This is a genomic window from Cellvibrio sp. UBA7671, assembly GCA_002483145.1.
In the GTDB taxonomy this organism is placed as follows: domain Bacteria; phylum Pseudomonadota; class Gammaproteobacteria; order Pseudomonadales; family Cellvibrionaceae; genus Cellvibrio; species Cellvibrio fibrivorans.
Map to the genome: position 1 here is coordinate 72,011 of DLHJ01000003.1, position 21,611 is coordinate 93,621.

Here is a 21,611-nt window from a genome sequence, read left to right on the forward strand (position 1 = left end):
AATGGGCAGGTCAATGTACAAGTTGTTGGATAATGTGGATCGATACTCCGCCAGTTACAACGATATATGGCTCGTTCCCGAAGAGCAGTTGGCGCTGCCCATTGAAGCCTACTGTTCAGAAGAAATATTCCGCCAGGAGCAAGAAAAAATATTTTCCAGCGCATCAATTTATGTAGGGCATGAAGCCATGGTACCCAACATCGGTGATTGGCATGCCCTGCCGCACGAAGAAAACTCGCGCGTACTTATCAGGAATGAAAATGGGGTCGAACTTATTTCCAATGTTTGCCGGCACCGGCAGGCCATTATGTTGGGCGGTACACCAGACCCTGACAATATTCGCCGGGGTAAATTGGAATCGACAGGCAACCGTATTTTTTGCCCCATACACGCCTGGAGCTACGATCAAACCGGGAAGCTATTAAACGCACCGAAATTCGCAAAACAACCGCCTTGCGCAAATCTGCAACGGTTTCCATTAAGCAATGTGTCCGGCTTATTGTTCGAGGGGAAACGCAACCCTGCTGCAGATATGGCAACTCTGTTTGCCATGCCGGAATTCGACTTCAGTGATTATGTGTTGGGACATGTGGAGCCGCATTCGTGCGCCTACAACTGGAAAACGTTTCTTGAAATTTATAACGATGATTATCACATCGCCGCATTTCACCCGGGGCTGAGCCGCTACGTTAATAGCAAAGGTTTGAAATGGGATTACGGTGACTGGTTTAGCATGCAGCGGATTGGTGTCTCGCCCAACCTGAACCGTGCAGGCACAAAAACCTATGAGGCCTGGCACACCGACTTACTCTCCTACAATCAGGGATTAACACCTGAGTTTGGCGCGATCTGGGCAACCTATTACCCCACACACATGATTGAAGTTTTCCCTTACGCACTGGTGTTATCCACGCTCTATCCGAAATCTGTGCACAGCACGTTGAATGTTGTGGAGTTTTATTATCCAGAAAAATTACTGGAACAATATCCGGACCTCGCTGAATCCCACCGCAAAGCCTACATGGAAACGGCTCTTGAAGACGACGAAATTGCTGAACGTGTCGAAGCCGGACGACGGGCGTTATATCGACTCGGCGTGAATGAAGTGGGGCCTTATCAAACTCCCATGGAAGATGGTATTCGCCACTTTCACGGATGGTATAGATCGTTGATGAAATGACATGTGCGATGAAAAAGCTAGCAGAATGAGCCCAATCGAGATGAGCTCAAACTGCTTTTTTAATTTAAGAACGCTGAACTCCGCCAGGTAATTCAGCAGCTACTTCCTGACCAACTTTCCGTGCATTACGCGCTTTGTATCTTTTATGCCAGATAATCACTCCTGTGATACTCAGCATCGCAATAACCAAGCCCATTATTGAAATCAGGATGCGCCCGGGCAACCCGAGAATACGACCTGAGTGCAACGGGAATTGAGCTTGTACAAACAGGTCAGCCGCAGTCCCTTTCCAAGGGGTAAAGTCACCGAGCAGCTCGCCACTTTTTGCATCCAAAAATACGGCTTTATGCCCGACACCACCAGCACCATGCCCCTCTGCTGCAGAAAAAAACTCAATCCGGTATATGCCAAATTCGCGTGAGTACCAGACACTGTTTACTGGTTGGGACCACCCCTTGTCTGCTCCCGCTTGTTGCCCCAAGGCGATAGCCTGAGTGAAGCCGTAACCCGGTTCGATAGGGTTGTCGTGATCTGATGGAGTACGTTGATCAAAAGGGGTTGGGGTCACATCGGACACCATCGACATCACCGGGAAAAATACTTCCCGATACAGATTCAGGGAGAAACCCGTGAAGGCGATGACAAACAACAGCACCCAGGTCCAGAGGCCGAAAGCGCGATGCAGGTCGAAATTCAATTTGGTTGGGCCGCCGCTCCAGCGAATCTTCCACGCCGGTTTCCAGCGTTGCCAATAGCTGCCGCTGCTATCGCCAATGACGGGTGATGCCACTTGAGCGCTGCGTTTGCGTCTGGGTAAAGTCAGGTAAAACCCGATAAAACAATCGATGGTCCAGGTCAGGGCAACCACACCGAGCAACCAAATACCCCAGTGATCAGTGCCCATAAACTCGGGAATGTGCAAGCTAAAATGCAATTTGTAGAGAAAGGAGACGAAGTTTTCGGTGGTGATCGGCCAAACCGCGCCCCACTCCCTTTTACCCAATATCTCGCCCGACACCGGATCGACATATACCTGGTTAAAACCTGGCTCATATAGCTCTGCGGTTTCCGGGTTAACCCTGGGTTCCACCCAATAGTAATAGGCGTGCCCGGGCTCAACCGATAACTCGTAGTAGGTTACCTGTACTTGGGGATATTGCCGCTCCACCTGTTCGGCCAAATCTGTCGCACTCTGCGGGCTGCCAACCGTGGTGGCATCCAGCAAGTGCGGATTCAGCCAATCATCCAGCTCGTGATCCCAGGAAATAATGGCACCGGTCAACCCGGTAATAACCAGAAATCCGGCAATCGCGAGCCCGAAATAACGGTGAAGCAAGGTAAAGAAAGTGCGCATAGATTTGTCTCTTTAATTAATAGCGCCAGGTAATAGAACCCATTACATTGCGTGGCGCGCCGTAGTTGGCCTGCCCCCACTGTGGACTCAACAGGTATTTTTCATCGCCCGCGTTATTCACATTCAGCGCTAAAGTCAGGTTTGTTGTGACGGCATAGCGGGCAAAAAGATCCACGAGGGCGAGATCGCCCTGCACCTGGGTATCGCCGTAATAGAGCTCATTCTGCCAGTTCACCCCTGCGCCCACACGCAAGCCTGAAATTGCCGCCACATTGTAAGCCGTCGCCAACTTAAACTGATGAGTCGGAATAAAGCGGCGGGTATCTTTGCCGTTATCGTCCTGGACATTGACGTGGGTGTAACCAGTGCTGATATTCAAACCAGCTAACACTTCACCGGCCAGCTCCACTTCAAATCCGTCACTGTCAAACCCGACACCGCGATAGATATTTAAACCGGATGTGGTATCGCGGGTTACCCATTCGCCAAAGTTTTCCTGTCTGGATTCAAACATTGCCAAAGTGAGGACAGCGTTACCGGCAAAAACTTCTTGCTTAACACCGATTTCAGAACTCTCTCCGCGCACTGCGCCCAAGAGCGCCAAGTCGGCATCAACCCAAGTCTGGGGATTGAACACTTCGCTGTAGCTGGCGTAAAGCATAGTGCCCTGAAGAATTTCGTAGGTAATACCGGCATATGGCACAGTCTCGTCGTCGGACGCCGCCTGCGGAGCACCGTAACTAATACCGTCTTGTTCGATATCCACTGTGCGGGCACCCAACAGAACGGAAAGCGCATCGGTGAGGTTCAGGCGAGTCGATACATAGTAGGAATCTTGCGTCTGATCTATGTAGGTGGACTGGGATGCAGCATCGTAAACATCAAATTCCGGCAACGCCGTTTTGCCCTCAGCCCAGGCTGCACCCACAGGGTTGTAATTCCATTCATCGGTGTAAATGGAGCGCCCGGTCAGGGTGATATCCGCCAGATTAATACCGGCCACCAACTCGTGCTCTTGCCCCAGGAATGAAAAAGACCCGCTGACAAACAGATCGACGATTTCTTCTTCGTCTGCGGCCTGATAGAGGCTGGCGTGCGCCAGTAATCCCGCTTCAGTCACAGGATCAGGTGCGCCCGCCAGATAAAGTGATGTCCACTCGCTATCCAGATCGTTGCGCGTGAAAACCGCTTTCGCCGTCCAGTTCGCGCCCAAGCCCTGTTCCAGCTCAGCGAAGCTGCGGGTTTGCTCAACATCCTGATAGGCCCAGTCCGGGGCGGTATTAGTGGATACATCGTAATCGGTCAGGGAGCCATCGCTGTAAAACAGCGGCAAGGCGCCGGATGAATTGCCATCGCTGTGGCTGTCGTTGATGCTATGGCCCAGGGTGAAACGCGTGCTATCGGTGATTGCGCCACTGACGATGCCATAGAACACAGTCAATTCTTTGCCGTAGCGATCCAGATAGGAATCCCCATCTTGCTTGGCCATCACCAATCGCCCATTGAGCTTGTCAGCAATAATCGGCCCAGAGATATCGCCATCCAAGCGATATTGGTTCCAGCTACCGGCTGAGCCAACCAGCGACGCTTGCGTTTCGACAGTGGGGCGTTTGCGCAAATAGTTAATAGTCGCGGAGGGATTGGCGAGGCCGGTGATCAAGCCAGTCGCGCCTTTTACCACTTCAACTTGTTCGTAAATGGCCGTGTCTTCGTGACCCTGTGTCAGGCCGTAAGAGAAGGGAACACCCATGCCATCGGTTTGAAAGTTAACGATGTCAAAGCCGCGCGCCGTGTAATAAGTGCGACCGGTCTCTACTTGCTCAACGGTGACACCGGGAACATAGGCCAAGAGCGAATTCACCTCGCGCAGGGAAAAGTCATCGATCTGGTCGCGGGAAATTACCGACACCACCTGTGGGGTTTCCAGCACAGTCAGGTTCAGTTTGGTTGCGGTTTTGGTTTTATCGGCCTCGCCGTAAACATAGGTAGTTTCAATCTCGCCTTTGCTGGCGTCGCCGTAAGGCTGGTTAGATGCTCCCGATTGCTGGTTGGTTTGCGCTATGGCACCAGCTCCCCAAATAACACCCGCAACAGACAACGCTAAAGCGCTGCGAGATAACTTACGCATAACCACTCCTAAATAACGCTTGTTTCAGGCTGAATCGCCCCGGAAAAACATGTGAAATGTTGATATAAACGCAATACTAAATCATCAGCAAATGAGAATCAATATCACAATCATTATCAACATAATCATAAAACATGCTTCCCGTTGTCTGCGCATGGAGTCTTGGGAGAGCCGCGGGGACAAAGAGTCAGTCTTAGGTTCGCCAACACGGATGTCACCCCAGTTCACATTTCTTGAATCGCCCGCCCCTAATAACTAGTCATCTATGCGTTTTTACGCGGATGAGTAGAGTAAATCGCCCTCTTAATTAGTATCTGCAACAGGTCAGCCGCGGTGTTTGCCGCGTTTTTTTGACCGCATAAGTAACCGATTACATATAAATCCGATAAATATTGTAATCGTATTCAATTGGTGAATAGGCATTTATATGCCCTCCGTATCGATCATAAAAATAATCTCTAGAGGTATCTATGCATAAGCAATTTGCAAAGTGGTTTCCCGCTTCTGTGCTTGCGCTGAGTCTCTGCTCACCGGCGGCTCTGGCAGGGTTTAGTGTGCAAGGCGGTAAATTGGTAGAAGGTAACGGTGTTCCGTTTGTGATGCGCGGGGTTAACCACGCTCACGTTTGGTACAAAGACACCACGCCCCAGGCGCTGCGCGATATAGCTGCCACTGGCTCCAACACCGTCCGCATCGTATTGGCTAATGGCACTGGTGGATTGGGTGGTCGAGTGGGCGGCGCGGAAGTCGCGCAGGTCATCCAATGGTGTAAAGACAACAAACTGATCGCGGTGCTGGAGGTGCATGACGCCACCGGTTACGGCGATGGAGGCAATGCAGAGAACCCGCTCAATACCGTTAATTACTGGTTGAGTTCTGACATCCGCAGTGCACTCAACAATCAGGAAGATTACGTCATCATCAACATCGCCAACGAGCCTTTGGGCAATAACCGGGCGGGCGAATGGATCTCATTACAAACTCAATCTATCCAAAGAATGCGTCAGGCGGGCATCAAACACACCATCATGGTGGATGCGCCTAACTGGGGGCAGGATTGGTCAAACACCATGCGCAATAATGCAACCACAGTGTTCAATGCCGACAGCGAGCGTAACACCGTGTTTTCCGTGCATATGTACGAGAGTTACGGCAACTCCTCTGCCGTTCAAAGCTATTTGCAGGATTTTAAAAATAAGAATCTGCCCGTGGTCGTGGGCGAATTTGGCGCCGACCACAAGGGCGCCAATGTCGACGAAGATGCCATTATGGCGGTCAGCCAACAGCTGGGCTTCGGTTATTTAGGTTGGTCCTGGTCGGGCAACAACGCCGAAACCAAATCGCTGGATATCGTCAATAATTTCAACGTGAATAGCCTCAGCTCCTGGGGTAACCGGTTGATCAACGGTACTAACGGCATTAAGCAAACCTCCAAATTGGCGACGATTTTCGGCGGCCAATCCAGCTCCAGTAGCGCATCGTCTACGGTTCCAAATATCGCCTTTGGCAAACCGGCCAGCGCTTCTTCATTTGAAGGCGCAGGTTATGAGGCAGCAAAAGCCTTTGATAACAATGGCGCGACCCGTTGGGCTTCGGCACTGACAGCGGGAACCGCCAGTTTGTCGGTGGACTTGGGGGCTTACTACGACATTACCGGCCTGCGCTTGAGCTGGGAGGCGGCCTATGCCAGTGGCTACAACATCCAGATCTCCAGCGACAATGTGAACTGGACCAACCTGTTCAGCAAAACCAATGGCAGCGGTGGGGTAGAGAACATCAGCATCACCGGCCAAGGTCGCTACCTGCGCATCAATATGACCACCAAGGCCAATCCGGCTTGGGGCTACTCACTCTGGGATATAGCGATTTTTGGCACAGGGGCGAACGGTTTTAGTTCAAGCGCCCCCTCAAGCATCTCGTCCAGCAAATCATCCAGCAGCTCGAGTATCACAAACGCCACGGGCCGTTTGGTAAGCCAGAATGGTCGCTTGCGCACCCTCAACGGCCGGCTGGTAAATGAGCGCGGTCAGGCATTCCAGTTGCGCGGCATGAGCACCCATGGTTTGCACTGGTATCCCCAGTTCGTGAACTCCAGCAGCTTCAAATGGTTGCGGGATGACTGGAATTCCAACGTCGTACGCTTGGCGATGTACACCAAAGAAGGCGGCTACCTCGATAATCCCGCCGTACTGGATACACTTTGGAAAGGTATTGATGCCGCCATCGCCAACGACCTTTATGTGATTGTGGATTGGCATATTTTGAGCGACGGTAACCCGCTGACTCACAAAGAACAGGCCAAAACCTTCTTCCAACGAGTCACCGCCAAATACGGCAATATCCCCAACATTATTTATGAAATTGCCAACGAACCTAACGGGGTAGATTGGGAATCCTCGATCAAACCCTATGCCAACGAAGTGATTCCGGTGATTCGCGCCGGTGCTCCCGATGCTTTTGTGATTGTGGGAACCGCCGTGTGGAGCCAGCGCCTGGATCAGGTGGTTGCCAGCCCGCTTACCTTCAACAATGTGGCTTACGCCCTGCACTTTTACGCCTGCTCGCCGGAACATCAGGAACCACTGCGCGCCATAGTGCGGGCGGCGGCCGATGCGAAGTTGCCAATCGTCTCAACCGAATGGGGCAACAGTGAGTACACGGGCAACGGCAGCATCTGCCCGGATCAAACCAATATCTGGCTAAACCTGCTGGATTCCTATGGCATTAGCTGGGTTAACTGGTCGCTGTCAGACAAGAATGAAACCTCTGCGGCACTCAGGGCTGGCGCTAGTGGAACCGGCGGCTGGAGCAGCGCGCAACTGAGCGATTCCGGCAACTTCGTGCGCAACCGTTTGCGCTCTTACGGAGTGAACGTGCCCTCGTCCAGCTCGTCCAGCAGTATCAGTTCTTCGCTTCCACCTTCCAGCTCCAGCAGCTCGATTATTTCTACCAGCCCGCTCACCTGTGTGGTCACTCAAACTGGCAGTTGGCAAGGCGGTTATCAGTTGGATGTGAAAGTCACCAACACCGGCGCTGCGGTGCAAAACTGGACGGTTTACCTGAATTATCCGCAAACCGCTGCGATCACCAACAGTTGGAACGCCACCCTGACCGGCAGCGGAACCAACCGGGTTACCGCAACCAATGTGAGCTACAACGGCAACCTGGGTTCAGGTGCATCAACCACCTTTGGTTTGACCGGCAATACCTCCGGCGCGCTGATTCTGCCAAGCTGTTCCGGCCAGCCGGTGGTGGTGACCTCATCGTCCGGGCCATCCAGCTCGGTTGCACCCAGCTCGCGCTCGTCGGTTGTACCCAGCAGTTCAGGTGTGACAACGACCTCCAGCTCAATTCCTTCCACTAGCTCTTCAATTGCACCCAGCTCTCGCTCAAGTTCATCAGTATCGAGTGTTGCACCGGGTGTACGTCTGGATAACCCGTTCGTAGGCGCCCAGTGGTACCGGGACCCAGTCTGGTCAGATAAGGCGCAGGCAGAACCCGGTGGTTCGAAGATCTCCGGCTACAACACCGCCGTATGGATGGACCGCATCGGGGCTATTGCACCGACCGACGGCAGCTGGGGCCTGCGCGATCACCTGGATGCCGCGCTGGACCAAAATGCCAACGTGATTCAGGTAGTGGTGTATGACCTGCCCAACCGCGATTGCCATGCGCTGGCGTCCAACGGTGAGTTAAGACAAGGCGCTGAGGGTTCAAACCGCTATCGCACTGAATACATTGATGCTTTAGCAGCAATTTTTGCCGATCCCAAATATCGCGACCTGCGCATCATCGCGATTATTGAGCCGGACTCGCTCCCCAATCTGGTGACCAACCTGAGCACACCCGCCTGCCAACAAGCGGCTGACGCGACCCATGGTTATGTCGCCAATACCCGTTACACCCTAAGCAAGTTGTACGCGATTCCGAACGTCTACAGCTATGTGGATATTGGTCACTCCGGCTGGTTAGGTTGGAGCGAGAATTTCGGCAAGGCCGTAACCTTGATAGGCGACGCGATCAAGGGCGCAACGGGCGGCGTTAACTCCATCGCCGGATTTGTCTCCAACACCTCTGGCTACACACCTTTGTACGAGCCCTTCCTGGATTCGCTGGCCAATAGCACCTTCCCCGGTGGTAGCAGCCAAACCCGTCAAGCCAAATTCTACGAGTGGAACCCGCACTTCAGCGAAGTCTCCTTCGTGCAGGCGTGGCGTTCGGCGATGATCTCGGCGGGCTTCCCATCCTCCATAGGTATGTTGGTGGATACCTCGCGCAACGGCTGGGGTGGTACTAACCGTCCAATTGCGCGCTCTACCAGCAGTGTGCTGGACACCTTTGTCGATCAATCGCGTATTGACCGCCGCGCGCATCGCGGCAACTGGTGCAACCAGCCCGGCGGTGTGGGCGAGCGCCCGCAAGTTGCTCCTCTGGCCGGTATTGACGCCTATGTATGGGTAAAACCACCAGGCGAATCAGACGGCGCGGCCTCGCTGGCATTGTCATACGACCCGCAAGATCCAGCCAAAGGTTTTGACCGCAACTGCGATCCCACCTTCACCAATGCTGCCGGTACCACTACCGGCGCACTGGCCAACGCACCCGTTGCTGGCCGTTGGTTCAAAGAAGGATTTCAGGTGCTCTTGAAAAACGCCTATCCACCCTTGTAGCCCCCCGGTCTTTCTTGCGCTGGCATTTTGCTCGCGCTTGATTGGCTTTCTTGAGCTTGCCCAGGGACGGGCTCTTTTTAATCTTCCCGGCCGCCCGCTGTAGAACAGGGCGGCGCATAAACAGGCAGACACTATTATGAAAAAACCATTTCTTGCAGGATTCATTATCAGCGCCGCCAGCAGCCTGCTGGCGAATAGCGCGCTTGCCCAAAGTAGTTGTGGCCAGACACCGGCTGATCCGGATGCAAACCTGCAGGCCAAAAACCTGCTTTGCTACCTGAAAAATAACAGTTTTATCTCCGGCCAAACCGATATGCCCGATGCCGATAAAGTCCAACAGTGGACCGGGCGTTACCCCGCAATCATCGCGTTCGATTTTTATCGCTACACCGACGGCGATACCTCTGAAACGCAAAAGGCCATCGATTTTGCCAAAATCAAAAAAGGCATAGTGGCCTTTCAATGGCATTGGAAATGCCCGCGCGGTGGCGAGTACTACACCGATTGCGCTTTTGATCAGGACATGAATAACCCCAACTCCAAGCTGTATCAGGATATCGACGTAGTTGCGCGCGAACTGAAAAAAATGGGCGATGCGGGTGTGCCGGTATTGTTCCGCCCGCTCCATGAAGCTAACGATAATTTCATGTGGTGGGCCAAAAAAGGCGCCGACAATTACAAGCGTTTGTGGAAGCTGATTTACGATCGCGTCAACGCGCAGGGCGTGAATAATGTGCTTTGGGTATTCAATGGCATGGCCAGCACCGGCGGCTATCGCAGTAATATGCGCGACTGGTACCCCGGCGATAACATGGTGGACTCGGTCACTTCGGATTACTACCAAAGCTGGACTGACTACAACACGCTCAAAGCCATCGGCAACAATAAAATCGTCGGCATCGCCGAAACCTTTAACGCACTCAATCCCGCTAACGAACCGCCCTTTTCATTTTCAATCGTTTGGGCATTTCGCGATTGTTATCGCACCCAGGGGCAACCCAGCTCTGGCGATGTAAAAGGTTGCGAAAACTCCTGGCGCACCGCCATGAGTAACAGCAAAACCATCTCCATCGATCAGTTGCCGGATTTCTCCGCCACCAGCAGCTCCAGCTCGTCCGCCGGACCGGTTAATTTAGCGCTGGGTAAGGCAGCAGTTGCCAGCTCCACAGAAGGTGCGGGTTACGAGGCCGCCAAATTGGTTGATGACAATGGGGCGACCCGTTGGGCATCGGCATTAAATGCGGCGAATGCATCGGTGACGATTGATTTGGGCAGCTATTACGACTTGTCCGGCGCGCGCCTGCAATGGGAGGCCGCTTACGCTACCGCGTATAACATTCAAATTTCTACGGACAATGTGAATTTTTCCAACCCCATTTTTAGCAAAAATAATGGCGCGGGCGGCATTGAAAATCTGTCGTTCGTTGGGCAAGGACGCTACCTGCGCATCAACCTGACCGGCAAAGCCAATCCCAACTGGGGCTATTCGCTGTGGGAGGTCTCAGTCTTTGGCGATTCGACCACTGCCTCCTCGGTGAGCAGCGCAGCTTCTTCGAACAGCATAAGTTCAGCGGCGATTAGTTCATCGGTAGCGAGCAGCTCATCAAGAGCAGCCAGCTCTTCTGTCGCCAGTAGCGCATCCAGTGCTGCGCCCAGCCAATTTACCTGCACGGTTACACGTACGGGCAGTTGGTCGGGCGGCTACCAGGCAGATGTGCGGGTTACTAACACAGGAGCTGCGGTAAATGGATGGAAGGTTTATTTAAATTTTGCGCAAAATGCACAAATCACCAGCGGCTGGAACGCAACACTGGCGGGTAACGGTACCACTAAAGTGACTGCAACCAACGTAAGTTATAACGGTACTTTGGCGAGCGGCGCATCCACCAACTTTGGCTTTACCGGAAATACTGGCGCTAATTTTTCATTGCCTGGCTGCTCTGGCACAAGCAACTAATACTACCGATTTGCTTTACTTGATCACGGTCGCACACATCTGTGTGTGACCGTTTTTTTGTGCGCAAAATTATTCTGTCAAAGCCGTAGATGAACGTGCGTTGCGCCGATATTCACTCGGCGTACATCCGGTAGCCCGCTTAAAGATCCGCTGAAAAGATGACTGGCTGTTGAATCCGGATTTATAAATAATGTCGAGGATGGAAACATCATCCATGTCCGGTGTGCTGAGCAAACGCTTGGCTTCCTCGACGCGCAAACCGTTAATAAAATCAAAAAAATTCAGTTGGTAATGGGTGTGCAGAATCGCGGACAACACCCGTGGTTTAAGGCCTGCAGCTTCCGCGAAGCGGTCGAGGTTGATGTTATTTTCCAGATATATTTTTTGTTCGTTAATCGCGCGCTCAACCAATGCTATTTTGGAATCATCCAGCGGTTGGTTGCCAATTTTTTTAACATCGTATTGGGTTACGTTCAATAACTCTTTGGCGTTAATCAAACCCAAAACCAATAGTGCATTGAGTTGAACGACGACGAGATAATCCTCCATATTGCCGATGACGTCATTCACTTCCTCACTCAGGAAATTGCCTACCACATATTGGAAAAACGCCCAGCTCCAGTGGGTGACAAAACTCCACAATACAAAATAATCCAATTTAAACTTAGCGGGTGATACCACCGAATAAAGATGGTGTTGTTGTTCATGCAAACGGCGGATAACGGAGAAGCAGGCCACTATATACACAATCGGCAAGCAGCGAATAATGGTCCATGCAAAGCGCGCTGCCGCCTCGCGCTCGGCAGGCATTTCTGTTTTTAAAATCCAGGAGACACCGTCTACATCAAATACAATCAAGACCAGCGTCACCAAACCAAAAGGCGATAGATGCAACCAAATTTTCCACTGTTTGAAATCAATAGTTTCGATCAATGAGCGAAAATAAAAATATAAACAGGGCCCTTGCAATAACAACGCGAAAGCAGTGAACACGGGCGCAACCAAGGTGGTGTTGATCCAGAGCACGCGCAGTTGGTCATTCCAGGAGAGCAGCGTCACCACCACCCAAATAGCGTTCAGCACAAAAAAGAATGACAAAAGCATGCGCGACTGGGGTCTTGCAGTCGGCAACACTTTAAGTAGCCCAACTAAAAACAGGCACTCAATAAACGTGAGAATTAGGACCGCGTCGTGAAGATTGAGAAAATTTGCATTCATTATTATTAATATCCAAAACGTCATTCCAGCACTGCCATAAACGGCAACTTCCGTAATCCGGGATGTAGCGCAATGTCATATTAAGATGTAGGCTTTGGTAAAACAATGAGATAAACCTGTAACAGGAAGATCATCCTCATGGCCGACAAGCGCCAAAGTATTCGCGCAGCTTTTTTGAAGGCGACATTTAGTTTTTTGGGGTATATCGCCAGTTGCGACGGACAAATCAACCGTGAGGAAGTGAATCGCATTAAAGTCCATATGAAAAAGATGCACTTGTCCGAGGATGAGCAGCGCAATGCGCTGCTGTTATTCAAATCTGGCACTGCACCCGACTTTAATGCGAGTCAGGCCTTGGTGGAGTTTCGCGCAGCAACAACCCCCAAACTGATCCAGATTTTATTGGTGCACCTGCTCACCATGGCGCGTGCTGATGGGTTCCTGATGGAAAAAGAGCTGCATGCGCTGCTGTGGGTCGCACGGGAACTTGGTTACAAAAGCATAGTGTTCAATCACTTGTTAAAAATGATTTACGAGCAAGACCAACTCGCCCTGAGCCGCAATCCGCCGCAGCCTGCACAACCCGATACCTACAGTGCACCACAACCTGAGCCAAATAAAGAACAGAAAAAAGCAAACACCAACGCCCATCAACCAACTGGCAATCGCCATCAGGACCTACACAAGGCCTACAAAATACTGGGTGTGACGACTGAGATGACTGAAGATGAAATCCGGCGAGCCTATAAAAAACTGGCGAGCCAGCTCCATCCCGATAAATTAATGAGTCAGGGTCTGGCGCAAGAACAAATGCATATAGCCACCGAACGTTTTAAACGGGTTCAGGCTGCCTATTCTTTTATTAAGAAACATCGCTCAATCTACTCCGCCCGTTAAATTGGCGCTGCCAATCACCCCCTCGGTATTTTCTAAAAAAAGAGCTGACGCATAAGCCTGTCTCTCTCAAAAAAAATTGTAGAAATATCGGTGTAACCGAAATCATTTGCTCATCACTAGCACACTAGTTCACCAGCCTCGAACGATTTACACACGCAATTGATTGATAAGCATATTGAAATATTGTATGTTTTAATTATGGTAATATTGACTACAAGATAGATTGATCACAATAGCTGTGCTTCCTGGATGATTTGTCAGGTGTATTCACATAGTGAGGATCGATTTGGAGGCGCAGAGAATTTTTGATGCCGCTTTTTAGCGATATATAGGCGTAATTTTATTATTTGGAAATCAAATGCTCAGCGTATCAGTCTACGATCTTATAAAAGTCAAAATCGCATCCATGGAATATGCACCCGGCAGCAATTTCTCGGAAATGGAATTAGCCAATGAGCTGGGCATACCTCGAGGAAAAGTAAGGGAAGCGTTTAATTTGCTGTCGCAAGATAAGTTGGTTCAGGTTATCCCGCAAAGATGCACCACTATCTGCAAACTGGAGCTGGGAAATATTTTAGATTCGATCTTTATCGTCAGGTCAATACTGATTGCGATCGTTAAAGATGTGCATCTCGCCTATCTTGACAAGACCTTGCCGTTGTCGCGATTACGGGAAAATTTATTAGCTCTGGAAAAGAACAACAATTTTTCAGAGGTAGCATTTTTCAAGCTCGATCACGACTTTCATCTAACACTGTCGGAGTTAAGTGGATTCCCGCGTTTAAATAAAATTATTTTTAAAGAAAAACTAAATATTGATAGAACCTTGAGGCTATCGGTAAAACGGCAGGCAGATTACGTAACCATCCTCAGGATTTATGGGAAAGTGATTGACACTTTACTGGCAGGTGCGCCCGACAAATCAATTAAGGCCCTGTGCGAATTAGCCAGCATGCTTGAGACATGCGCAAATGCCGCAGTCAAAAATCATCCGCATTTGTTTAAATAAGCTTATAAAAAAATAAAAGCACGTTTTTTTCCTCTCAACTATAAAAATGTTTGTTAATCGGAGTCCTCCCTATGCAGCGGCAATTTATTCGTTTTTTTCAATCGTTAGTCTTGGGTTTTTGCCTGGTCAGTAGCGCAGCATTTGCCCAGGATGGAAAAATGTACCCCATAGAAGCGCCGAAAGAACCTGGCGCTATTCCTCTGGGTACAGGCGGTGTCGATGATCAACCGGCGAAAGAATCCTGGTTTCGCCAATGGGGCGACCCTATGGCGAGAAATATTTCAACGGCAACATTAACGCCCTTTCTCGCCGACCCCAAAAAAGCAACCGGCACCAGCGTCATAGTTGCACCCGGTGGCGGGTTTATGTGGCTGTCGATGGGCAATGAGGGCTGGGAAGTTGCTGAAGCACTTGCAGCGCGCGGCATCAATGCATTTGTATTGAAATACCGGTTGCAACCAACCGCTGACTCATTGGAAGCATTTGAAACACAAATGACCCAGCGATTTGCAGAAGCAGCAAAAAATTCGAGCGATAAAACGCCGCGTGCAAGACCCGGTGGAAACCTTGAAAACCAATTGGAAGATGCGGAAGCCGCCTATGCGCTAATTGAGAGCCGCGCTAAAGAGTGGAATGTCGATATGAAGAAAATTGGCATGATGGGCTTTTCTGCTGGAGCAGGCTTAACCATGGCAACCACACTGCAATCGAAAAAAGTAAAGCTGGCTTTTATTGCGCCTATCTACGGCGGCATGAACGCGGTTGAAGTGCCCAAAAACGCACCACCCATGTTCGCGGCAATCGCGGTTGATGATTTCCTTTTCCATGGTGAATTCGGATTAATAAAATCCTGGTATGACGCCAAGGTTCCAGTGGAATTTCACCTGTACCAAAACGGTGGACATGGTTTTGGATTAGGCAATCCGGATCGCACTAGTAACAAATGGTTCGATGCGTTTATGCATTGGCTGGATGTGAATAAATTTATCCAACATTAAGATCATTCAATTAACGGAGCGGGCTTCTCTGTAAGCCTGCTCCGTTGTGTTAGCCTGCAATACAAATCCCCTCCTATAGATTACGCTGATTATCCACTTCACATTTCGCGCGCAAGCTATTTAACGCCTGTTATCCTTTTTTAAAATTTAAATAATAATTTTTAGTCAATTTTTACTTGCTTCAAAATCGGTAACTATTAATCTGGCTGACATAGACGCGGCATTAACTGCACACAATCACACCTGCAAAAAAATATTCACATTTCAAAACTAAAAATTGCGCAAAAATTTTTACCTTTAAATAATTTTTCCCTGGCAATGCTTTTTGATTATGCCTGGCACTTAAATAGTAGAACCAGATCATAAAAAAACACTTCCCATGCCCGATTTGTAGAACCAGTTTGCTAAACCGACACTTTTGTAAAAAACCCCAATATCCATATAAACATACAATATTTAAAATTCATGCGGTCGAGACAGATCGCCAGCCACAATTCTCCAGCTGACCCGCACATAACAACAGCATTCCAACTCTCGATTAAAAAAACCTGCTCCTACCGATCAGGATGCGTCAACACACCAGTTTCCATTCATCCGCAATGGAAGCCCTTCGGAGATCAATAATGACATTAACTACCCGGCAGTTTAATCACGCTTATTCATGTGGAGGTAATTCCCAATGAAATTGACAACACTAAAAAAAATGGTCGGCCTTTCGGCTTTGGGGCTCGCCACTTTGTGTTCCACCTCGGTAAATTCTCAAACACTGAGCAGCAATTCCACTGGCACCAACAATGGTTTTTTTTATTCATTCTGGAAAGATTCCGGCAGTGCAACCATGACGTTATACGGCAGTGGCCGCTATGCATCGCAATGGAATAACAGCACCAATAACTGGGTTGGCGGTAAAGGTTGGAATCCCGGCAATAGCTCAAGAGTCATTAGCTACAGCGGAAATTACGGCGGGAGCAACAGTCAAAATACTTATCTTGCACTCTACGGTTGGACACGCAGTCCATTGATCGAATATTACGTGATTGAAAGTTACGGTTCGTACAATCCCGCGAGTTGTTCTGGTGGTACTGATTACGGCAGCTTCCAAAGCGATGGTGCAACCTATAACGTACGCCGTTGCTTGCGTACGCAACAGCCTTCTATCGATGGAACCCAAACCTTTTATCAATATTTCAGTGTAAGAAATCCTAAAAAGGGATTCGGCAATATTTCCGGCACCATTACGTTTGCGAACCACGCTAATTTTTGGGCGAGCAAAGGATTAAACCTGGGCAACCATGATTACCAGATCGTGGCGACTGAGGGTTATCAAAGCACCGGTAGTTCCGACATCACCGTTAGCCAAGGCCCTATCAATGGTGGCAGCAGCAGTGTTGCGAATAACTCTTCAAGCGCGAATAGCAGCGCCACGAGTATTGGCGCAGGTAGCGTTGTCGTACGCGCACGCGGTGTTACTGGAACAGAACATATTTATCTCAGAGTGGGCGGCGTGAATGTTGGCAGCTGGACGTTAACCACCAGTTACCAAAATTATGTTTACACCGGTGCTGCATCCGGCGATATCAACATCGAGTACGACAATGATTCTGGCAGCCGCGATGTGCAAGTCGATTACATCCAGGTGAATGGTGAAACTCGCCAAGCGGAAGATATGACTTACAACACTGCGCTTTACGCGAATGGGTCTTGCGGTGGCGGTGGCAATAGTGAATTGATGCACTGCAATGGAGTTATTGGATTTGGTTCAACCACAGATTGTTTCAGCGGAAACTGTGGTGGAGGTATTAGCAGCACTGCTAGCAGCATCAACGCCACAAGCAGCGCACGCAGTAGTATCACAGCAACCAGCAGCAGTGTTGTCACTACAAGCAGCAGCGCAAATCAATGCCAATGTAACTGGTACGGTACTTTGTACCCAAGTTGTATAACTACGCAGAGCGGTTGGGGCTGGGAAAATAACAAAAGCTGCATCAGCAATACCACCTGTAACAGCCAGCCGACGAATCAGGGCGGCCTGGTGTGTAACACCGCCAGCTCGGTAAGAAGTTCGTCCAGTGCGATCAGTTCATCTCGCTTCAGCAGTTCATCAAGCGTGATGAGCTCGTCCAGTGTGCTTAGCTCATCAAGTTCAAGCCGCGTTTCCAGCTCGAGCAGTTCACGCGCGGCAGAAACATTTGTCTATGCCATTAACGCAGGAAATTCATCGGCGGCAACATTAAATGGCGTCGTGTATCAGCCTGATCGCTTTGCGTCTGGCGGTACAACACAAACGGTGACGGATGGAATTGCGGGAGTGACAGAAGACGCACTTTATCAATCCGAACGTTACGGCACTTACAGTTATGAAATTCCGGTGAGCAACGCTACTTATAATGTTGTGCTGCATTTTGCCGAGCTGTATCACAACGGTGCAGGTGCGCGCGCATTTAATATCAGTGTTGAAGGGCAAGCTGTACTTTCCGATTTTGATTTATTCGGTTTGGTTGGCCGTAACACTGCCTATGATCAACGCGTTAATAATATCGCCGTGACCGATGGCAAGCTGACAATCAACCTTACAACAATTGTCGATAACGCCACCCTCAGCGGATTTGCGATTTATTCAACCAATGGCGGAACCTTCACCGGCTCAACCGAACCCGAATGCACTACCGCAGATCGTCAGACACCCACTGCCATCGACTACAACAGAGCGGTAACGCGGCAAGAACAAAAGAATCCACCATCGGGTGCTTTTGGTTATGCCATCGAACATGCAACGCAAACCCTATCGAATCACACGATTTATCGTCCGGACTTGAATCGCGCGAATAATATCCCGATTGTGGTGTGGGGTAATGGCGCCTGCTCGAATGTCGGTACCGAACAAGCCGATTTCCTGTTGCAAATTGCGTCCAATGGCTATCTGGTTATCGCCAATGGCGGACCTTTTGGTTCAGGCTCCAACGACCAACATGAAACAGAACTTGTTAAGGCAATTGATTGGGCGGTGAAAGAAAACAGCCGCAAGTGCAGTCAGTATTACGGCAAACTTAATGTCGATAAAATTGCGACTATGGGTTGGTCCTGTGGTGGTGGTATGGCGCACTTCGCCGCCGTAGACCCACGTGTGGATACCGCAGTCGCATTGAACAGCGGCCTCGGTATTTACGGTGATAGATTCAGTTACTACCCGCGCTTCCACTCACCCATCGCCATTTTTAACGGCGACTCACGCGATGTTGCTTACAATCCAGGATTACAGGAATACAGCGAAGTGAACAATGTCCCTGTGTATCACGCCAATTATCCACAAGGCCATGGCGATGCCTATTTTCAGGATAACGGTGGCGAATTCGGGATAGTTGCCGTAGGTTGGTTAAATTGGATGTTAAAAGATGACCTGACGGGTTCAGGTAAAGGTATGTTCATCGGGACTAACTGCCGCTTGTGTCGCTCGCCTTGGGTGAGCAAATACAAAGGGTTTTAATCCGGAACATCACACCCTCTAACAACGCCCCGCAGCCAAGCTGCGGGGCGTTTTTGCAACTATATGCCCCGTGTTAAACCTGCCCGGTTCACAAACTCATACAACAAAAATAACCCTGCGCCAGACTTGTATTGCCCCCCGCTTATCGCATAAGGTCACCCCTTCCAAAATCCCGCATTACTGCCTTATTCGCCCCGGCTTATCAAGAGGCGCATAACGCTTTCATAATAAAAAGGAAATTCTCACCATGAATGAAGACCTAAAGATCGAAAAATTTCAGGAGGAAGTTTTCCCGCAGGAGCTGTTAGAAGTGGCAAAACGGCGAGCTAATCGCGCTGAAAACCAGAGTGCAGACTCCCTGAAAAATACTTTTACCACCGACAATGATCTGGTTGGACTTGCCTGCTCCGGCGGCGGTATTCGCTCTGCATCATTTTGTTTGGGCGTGATCCAACATCTCATCAGCCACAAGCTTTTTTCCAAAATCGATTATCTGTCCACTGTGTCCGGCGGTGGTTACATTGGCAGTTGTGTCAGTGCGCTGGCCAAAGATAATTCAGACAATCTACATCTGTTAACCGATAAAAATGGCCGCAATGAACCCGATGCCTTGAACCATATTCGCAATTACAGTGAATATCTGCGCGCGGGTGGATTTATGAATGGCCTTAGGACCCCCGTTTTATTTGTAGAAGGGGTTCTGCGCAGCGTATTGACCTTTTTTCCGCTCGTTATTCTGGCGGTATTTGCCACCGAATTATTTTTGGAAATGATTGGCCACTTCAGCGCGGAAATTCAATTTTTCTTTCCGCTGCTGCTGGGAATATTACCGCTGATTGGCGGTTTTATACTTCGTCCTTTGTATAAAGATAAGCTGAGCTGGTGCGGGCGCGACCGCGCCGATGGCCGTTTGGTCATCTACACCGTCATCGCACTCACTGCGATTTTAACAATCCCGCTGCTGCATTTCCTGCGCAATATTGTTGGCTACAACGCCACCACTTTATTGATCGATATTAATCACTTTGTAAAAACCCAAGCCAATGGCATCGCCATCACCGGTGTGGTGCTATTGCTGGCATTTGTGGTGGGCTATATAAAACTACGGGCAAAATTAATTCTTATACTCAGCAGTTTGCTGGCGCCGGTATTGCTGGTATTAATCTATCTTTTCTTTTGCATCCAGGCAGTCAATTCGCCCTTCAGTTATCACCAGGGTGATAAATTGAGCGATAAAGTGGGCTTGAATTACGCAGGCAATGCGTCGGGAGTACTCGACTACTATGAGCAAAACATCGCCTACCAGCCCTATGTGTTTGATGCCGCCGTTGCAGCGCAACTGCAGACATTGCTATTGCCGATCCTCACGAGCAAATATATTGATACCCAAGGCTGTGCAGTAACCGCTTATGGCAATAACACTATTCATTTTGATTGCCCACCCACACACTGGACACATATTTTTACTACCGAAAGACAAGCTGAAATCGACGTAGTAATTGCCGATGAGCTAAGTCTGGGTTTTCTACTGCGCCAAATGGGATGGGAGAAATTGGCCAGCGCGTTACACCTGCCCGCCAACAAAACCATGCTGCGTGTTAACCAATTGCAATTGTCACGCGGGCATGCCGAATGGTGGATTTATCTGATGGGGCTGGCCGTGTGGCTGTACAACTTTATCTGCATCAGTATTAACCGTTTTTCATTGCATCCATTCTATCGCGATAGGTTGAGCCGCACTTTTTTAATTAGCCCAAAAGATAAAAAGCTTGTACACGTTGATCAATTAAAAATGAGCGAGTTAAACGGCGCCAACAGTAGCGCGCCCTATCACATCATTAATACCACATTAAATTTACAGGGCAGCTCCAACCCACAATTGCGCTCGCGCCGGTCAATCCCTTTTATTTTGACCAAGCATTATTGCGGCAGCGATTTTACCGGTTACTGCCCCACTACCGCATTGGAGACAGCAGACAAACACTTTAACCTGGGCACCGCTGTGGCTATTTCAGCAGCGGCGGTTTCACCCAACATGGGTGTGGGCACTATTAATCCATTGCGCTTTTTGCTTACCCTGTTAAACCTGCGCTTGAATTATTGGTTACCCAACCCCGGGAAATTCAACCAAAAAGGTAAAAAATATAATTTCCGTTTCCGCCCACCAGGGCTGCCCTATTTGATACGGGAAGCGTTCGGATTTGCCAGCGAGCGCACCGCTTATATCAATTGTTCCGACGGTGGGCATTTGGAAAACTTAGGGGTTTACGAATTGCTCAAGCGGCAATGTAAAACCATTATTTGTATTGACGCTGAAGCGGATCCCACATTAGCTTTCGCTGGCCTCATTACATTGCAGCGTTACGCCGCAATTGATTTCGGGATCAATATTAAATTGGATGTGTCCGCCATACGTCCGGCTGATCGCATCTCCGCCAGTAATTTTGCTGAAGGTATTATTGAATACAGCAACGGCGAGATTGGGCGCTTGTTGTATTTGAAGCTGGCATTTACCGGGCGCGAACCGGAATATTTGCATTACTATCGCAATGCCAATCCCCTGTATCCACACGAAGCGACCAGCGACCAATATTTTGAAGAAACCCAATTTGAGGTTTATCGTGCACTGGGGCATTTTGTGGCGCATTCTGCAGCGGATAACCTGAAGAATTTGCTGCGCTAAATTTATTGCAACGACACTCAATCTACATCCAGT

11 protein-coding genes are annotated in these 21,611 nt (G+C 49.7%); 8 read left to right on the plus strand and 3 right to left on the minus strand.

The window, feature by feature from the left end:
- Position 1: 1 nt before the first annotated feature.
- Positions 2-1,180 carry an aromatic ring-hydroxylating dioxygenase subunit alpha gene (locus tag B4E62_RS03005; protein ID WP_331351017.1) on the plus strand — a complete coding sequence of 393 codons (1,179 nt, stop codon included), beginning with the start codon at positions 2-4 and terminating at the stop codon, positions 1,178-1,180.
- Positions 1,181-1,244: 64 nt separating this feature from the next.
- On the opposite strand, the gene B4E62_RS03010 is transcribed toward B4E62_RS03005, so the two are convergent.
- Both B4E62_RS03010 and B4E62_RS03015 read right to left on the minus strand, forming a co-directional pair.
- Complete coding sequence (locus tag B4E62_RS03010; RefSeq protein ID WP_331351018.1) at positions 1,245-2,534, minus strand: PepSY-associated TM helix domain-containing protein; 1,290 nt, start codon at positions 2,532-2,534, stop codon at positions 1,245-1,247.
- 16 nt (positions 2,535-2,550) lie between these two features.
- On the minus strand, positions 2,551-4,662 hold the full coding sequence (locus B4E62_RS03015; RefSeq protein ID WP_331351019.1) for a TonB-dependent siderophore receptor: 2,112 nt from the start codon (positions 4,660-4,662) through the stop codon (positions 2,551-2,553).
- A 470-nt stretch (positions 4,663-5,132) separates the two neighbouring features.
- On the opposite strand from B4E62_RS03015, the gene B4E62_RS03020 reads away from it, so the two are divergent.
- Together B4E62_RS03020 and B4E62_RS03025 are read left to right on the plus strand one after the other, a co-directional pair.
- The gene (locus tag B4E62_RS03020) at positions 5,133-9,332 is read left to right on the plus strand and encodes a cellulase family glycosylhydrolase (RefSeq protein ID WP_331351020.1); all 4,200 of its coding nucleotides are present in this window, start codon (positions 5,133-5,135) and stop codon (positions 9,330-9,332) included.
- A 136-nt stretch (positions 9,333-9,468) separates the two neighbouring features.
- Positions 9,469-11,289 (plus strand): glycosyl hydrolase, encoded by a 1,821-nt coding sequence (locus B4E62_RS03025; protein ID WP_331351021.1) that lies wholly within the window; start codon positions 9,469-9,471, stop codon positions 11,287-11,289.
- Between the two features lie 69 nt (positions 11,290-11,358).
- Here B4E62_RS03025 and B4E62_RS03030 read toward each other — a convergent pair whose 3' ends face one another.
- Positions 11,359-12,393: an AraC family transcriptional regulator gene (locus tag B4E62_RS03030; RefSeq protein WP_331351022.1), complete on the minus strand. Its 1,035-nt coding sequence runs from the start codon at positions 12,391-12,393 to the stop codon at positions 11,359-11,361.
- A gap of 252 nt (positions 12,394-12,645) precedes the next feature.
- Between B4E62_RS03030 and djlA the strand changes: the two genes are divergently transcribed.
- From djlA to B4E62_RS03055, 5 genes are all read left to right on the plus strand, one after another.
- Positions 12,646-13,404 (plus strand): co-chaperone DjlA, encoded by a 759-nt coding sequence (gene djlA / locus B4E62_RS03035; RefSeq protein WP_310076235.1) that lies wholly within the window; start codon positions 12,646-12,648, stop codon positions 13,402-13,404.
- A gap of 358 nt (positions 13,405-13,762) precedes the next feature.
- Positions 13,763-14,413, plus strand: coding sequence for a GntR family transcriptional regulator (locus B4E62_RS03040; RefSeq protein WP_310076237.1), 651 nt, complete (start codon positions 13,763-13,765; stop codon positions 14,411-14,413).
- 71 nt (positions 14,414-14,484) lie between these two features.
- Positions 14,485-15,411 (plus strand): alpha/beta hydrolase, encoded by a 927-nt coding sequence (locus B4E62_RS03045; RefSeq protein ID WP_310076239.1) that lies wholly within the window; start codon positions 14,485-14,487, stop codon positions 15,409-15,411.
- A gap of 679 nt (positions 15,412-16,090) precedes the next feature.
- Positions 16,091-18,895 carry a glycoside hydrolase family 11 protein gene (locus B4E62_RS03050; RefSeq protein WP_414633247.1) on the plus strand — a complete coding sequence of 935 codons (2,805 nt, stop codon included), beginning with the start codon at positions 16,091-16,093 and terminating at the stop codon, positions 18,893-18,895.
- 247 nt (positions 18,896-19,142) lie between these two features.
- Positions 19,143-21,578, plus strand: a complete 2,436-nt coding sequence (locus tag B4E62_RS03055) for a patatin-like phospholipase family protein (RefSeq protein WP_310076241.1) — start codon at positions 19,143-19,145, stop codon at positions 21,576-21,578.
- The last annotated feature ends 33 nt before the right edge of the window (positions 21,579-21,611 follow it).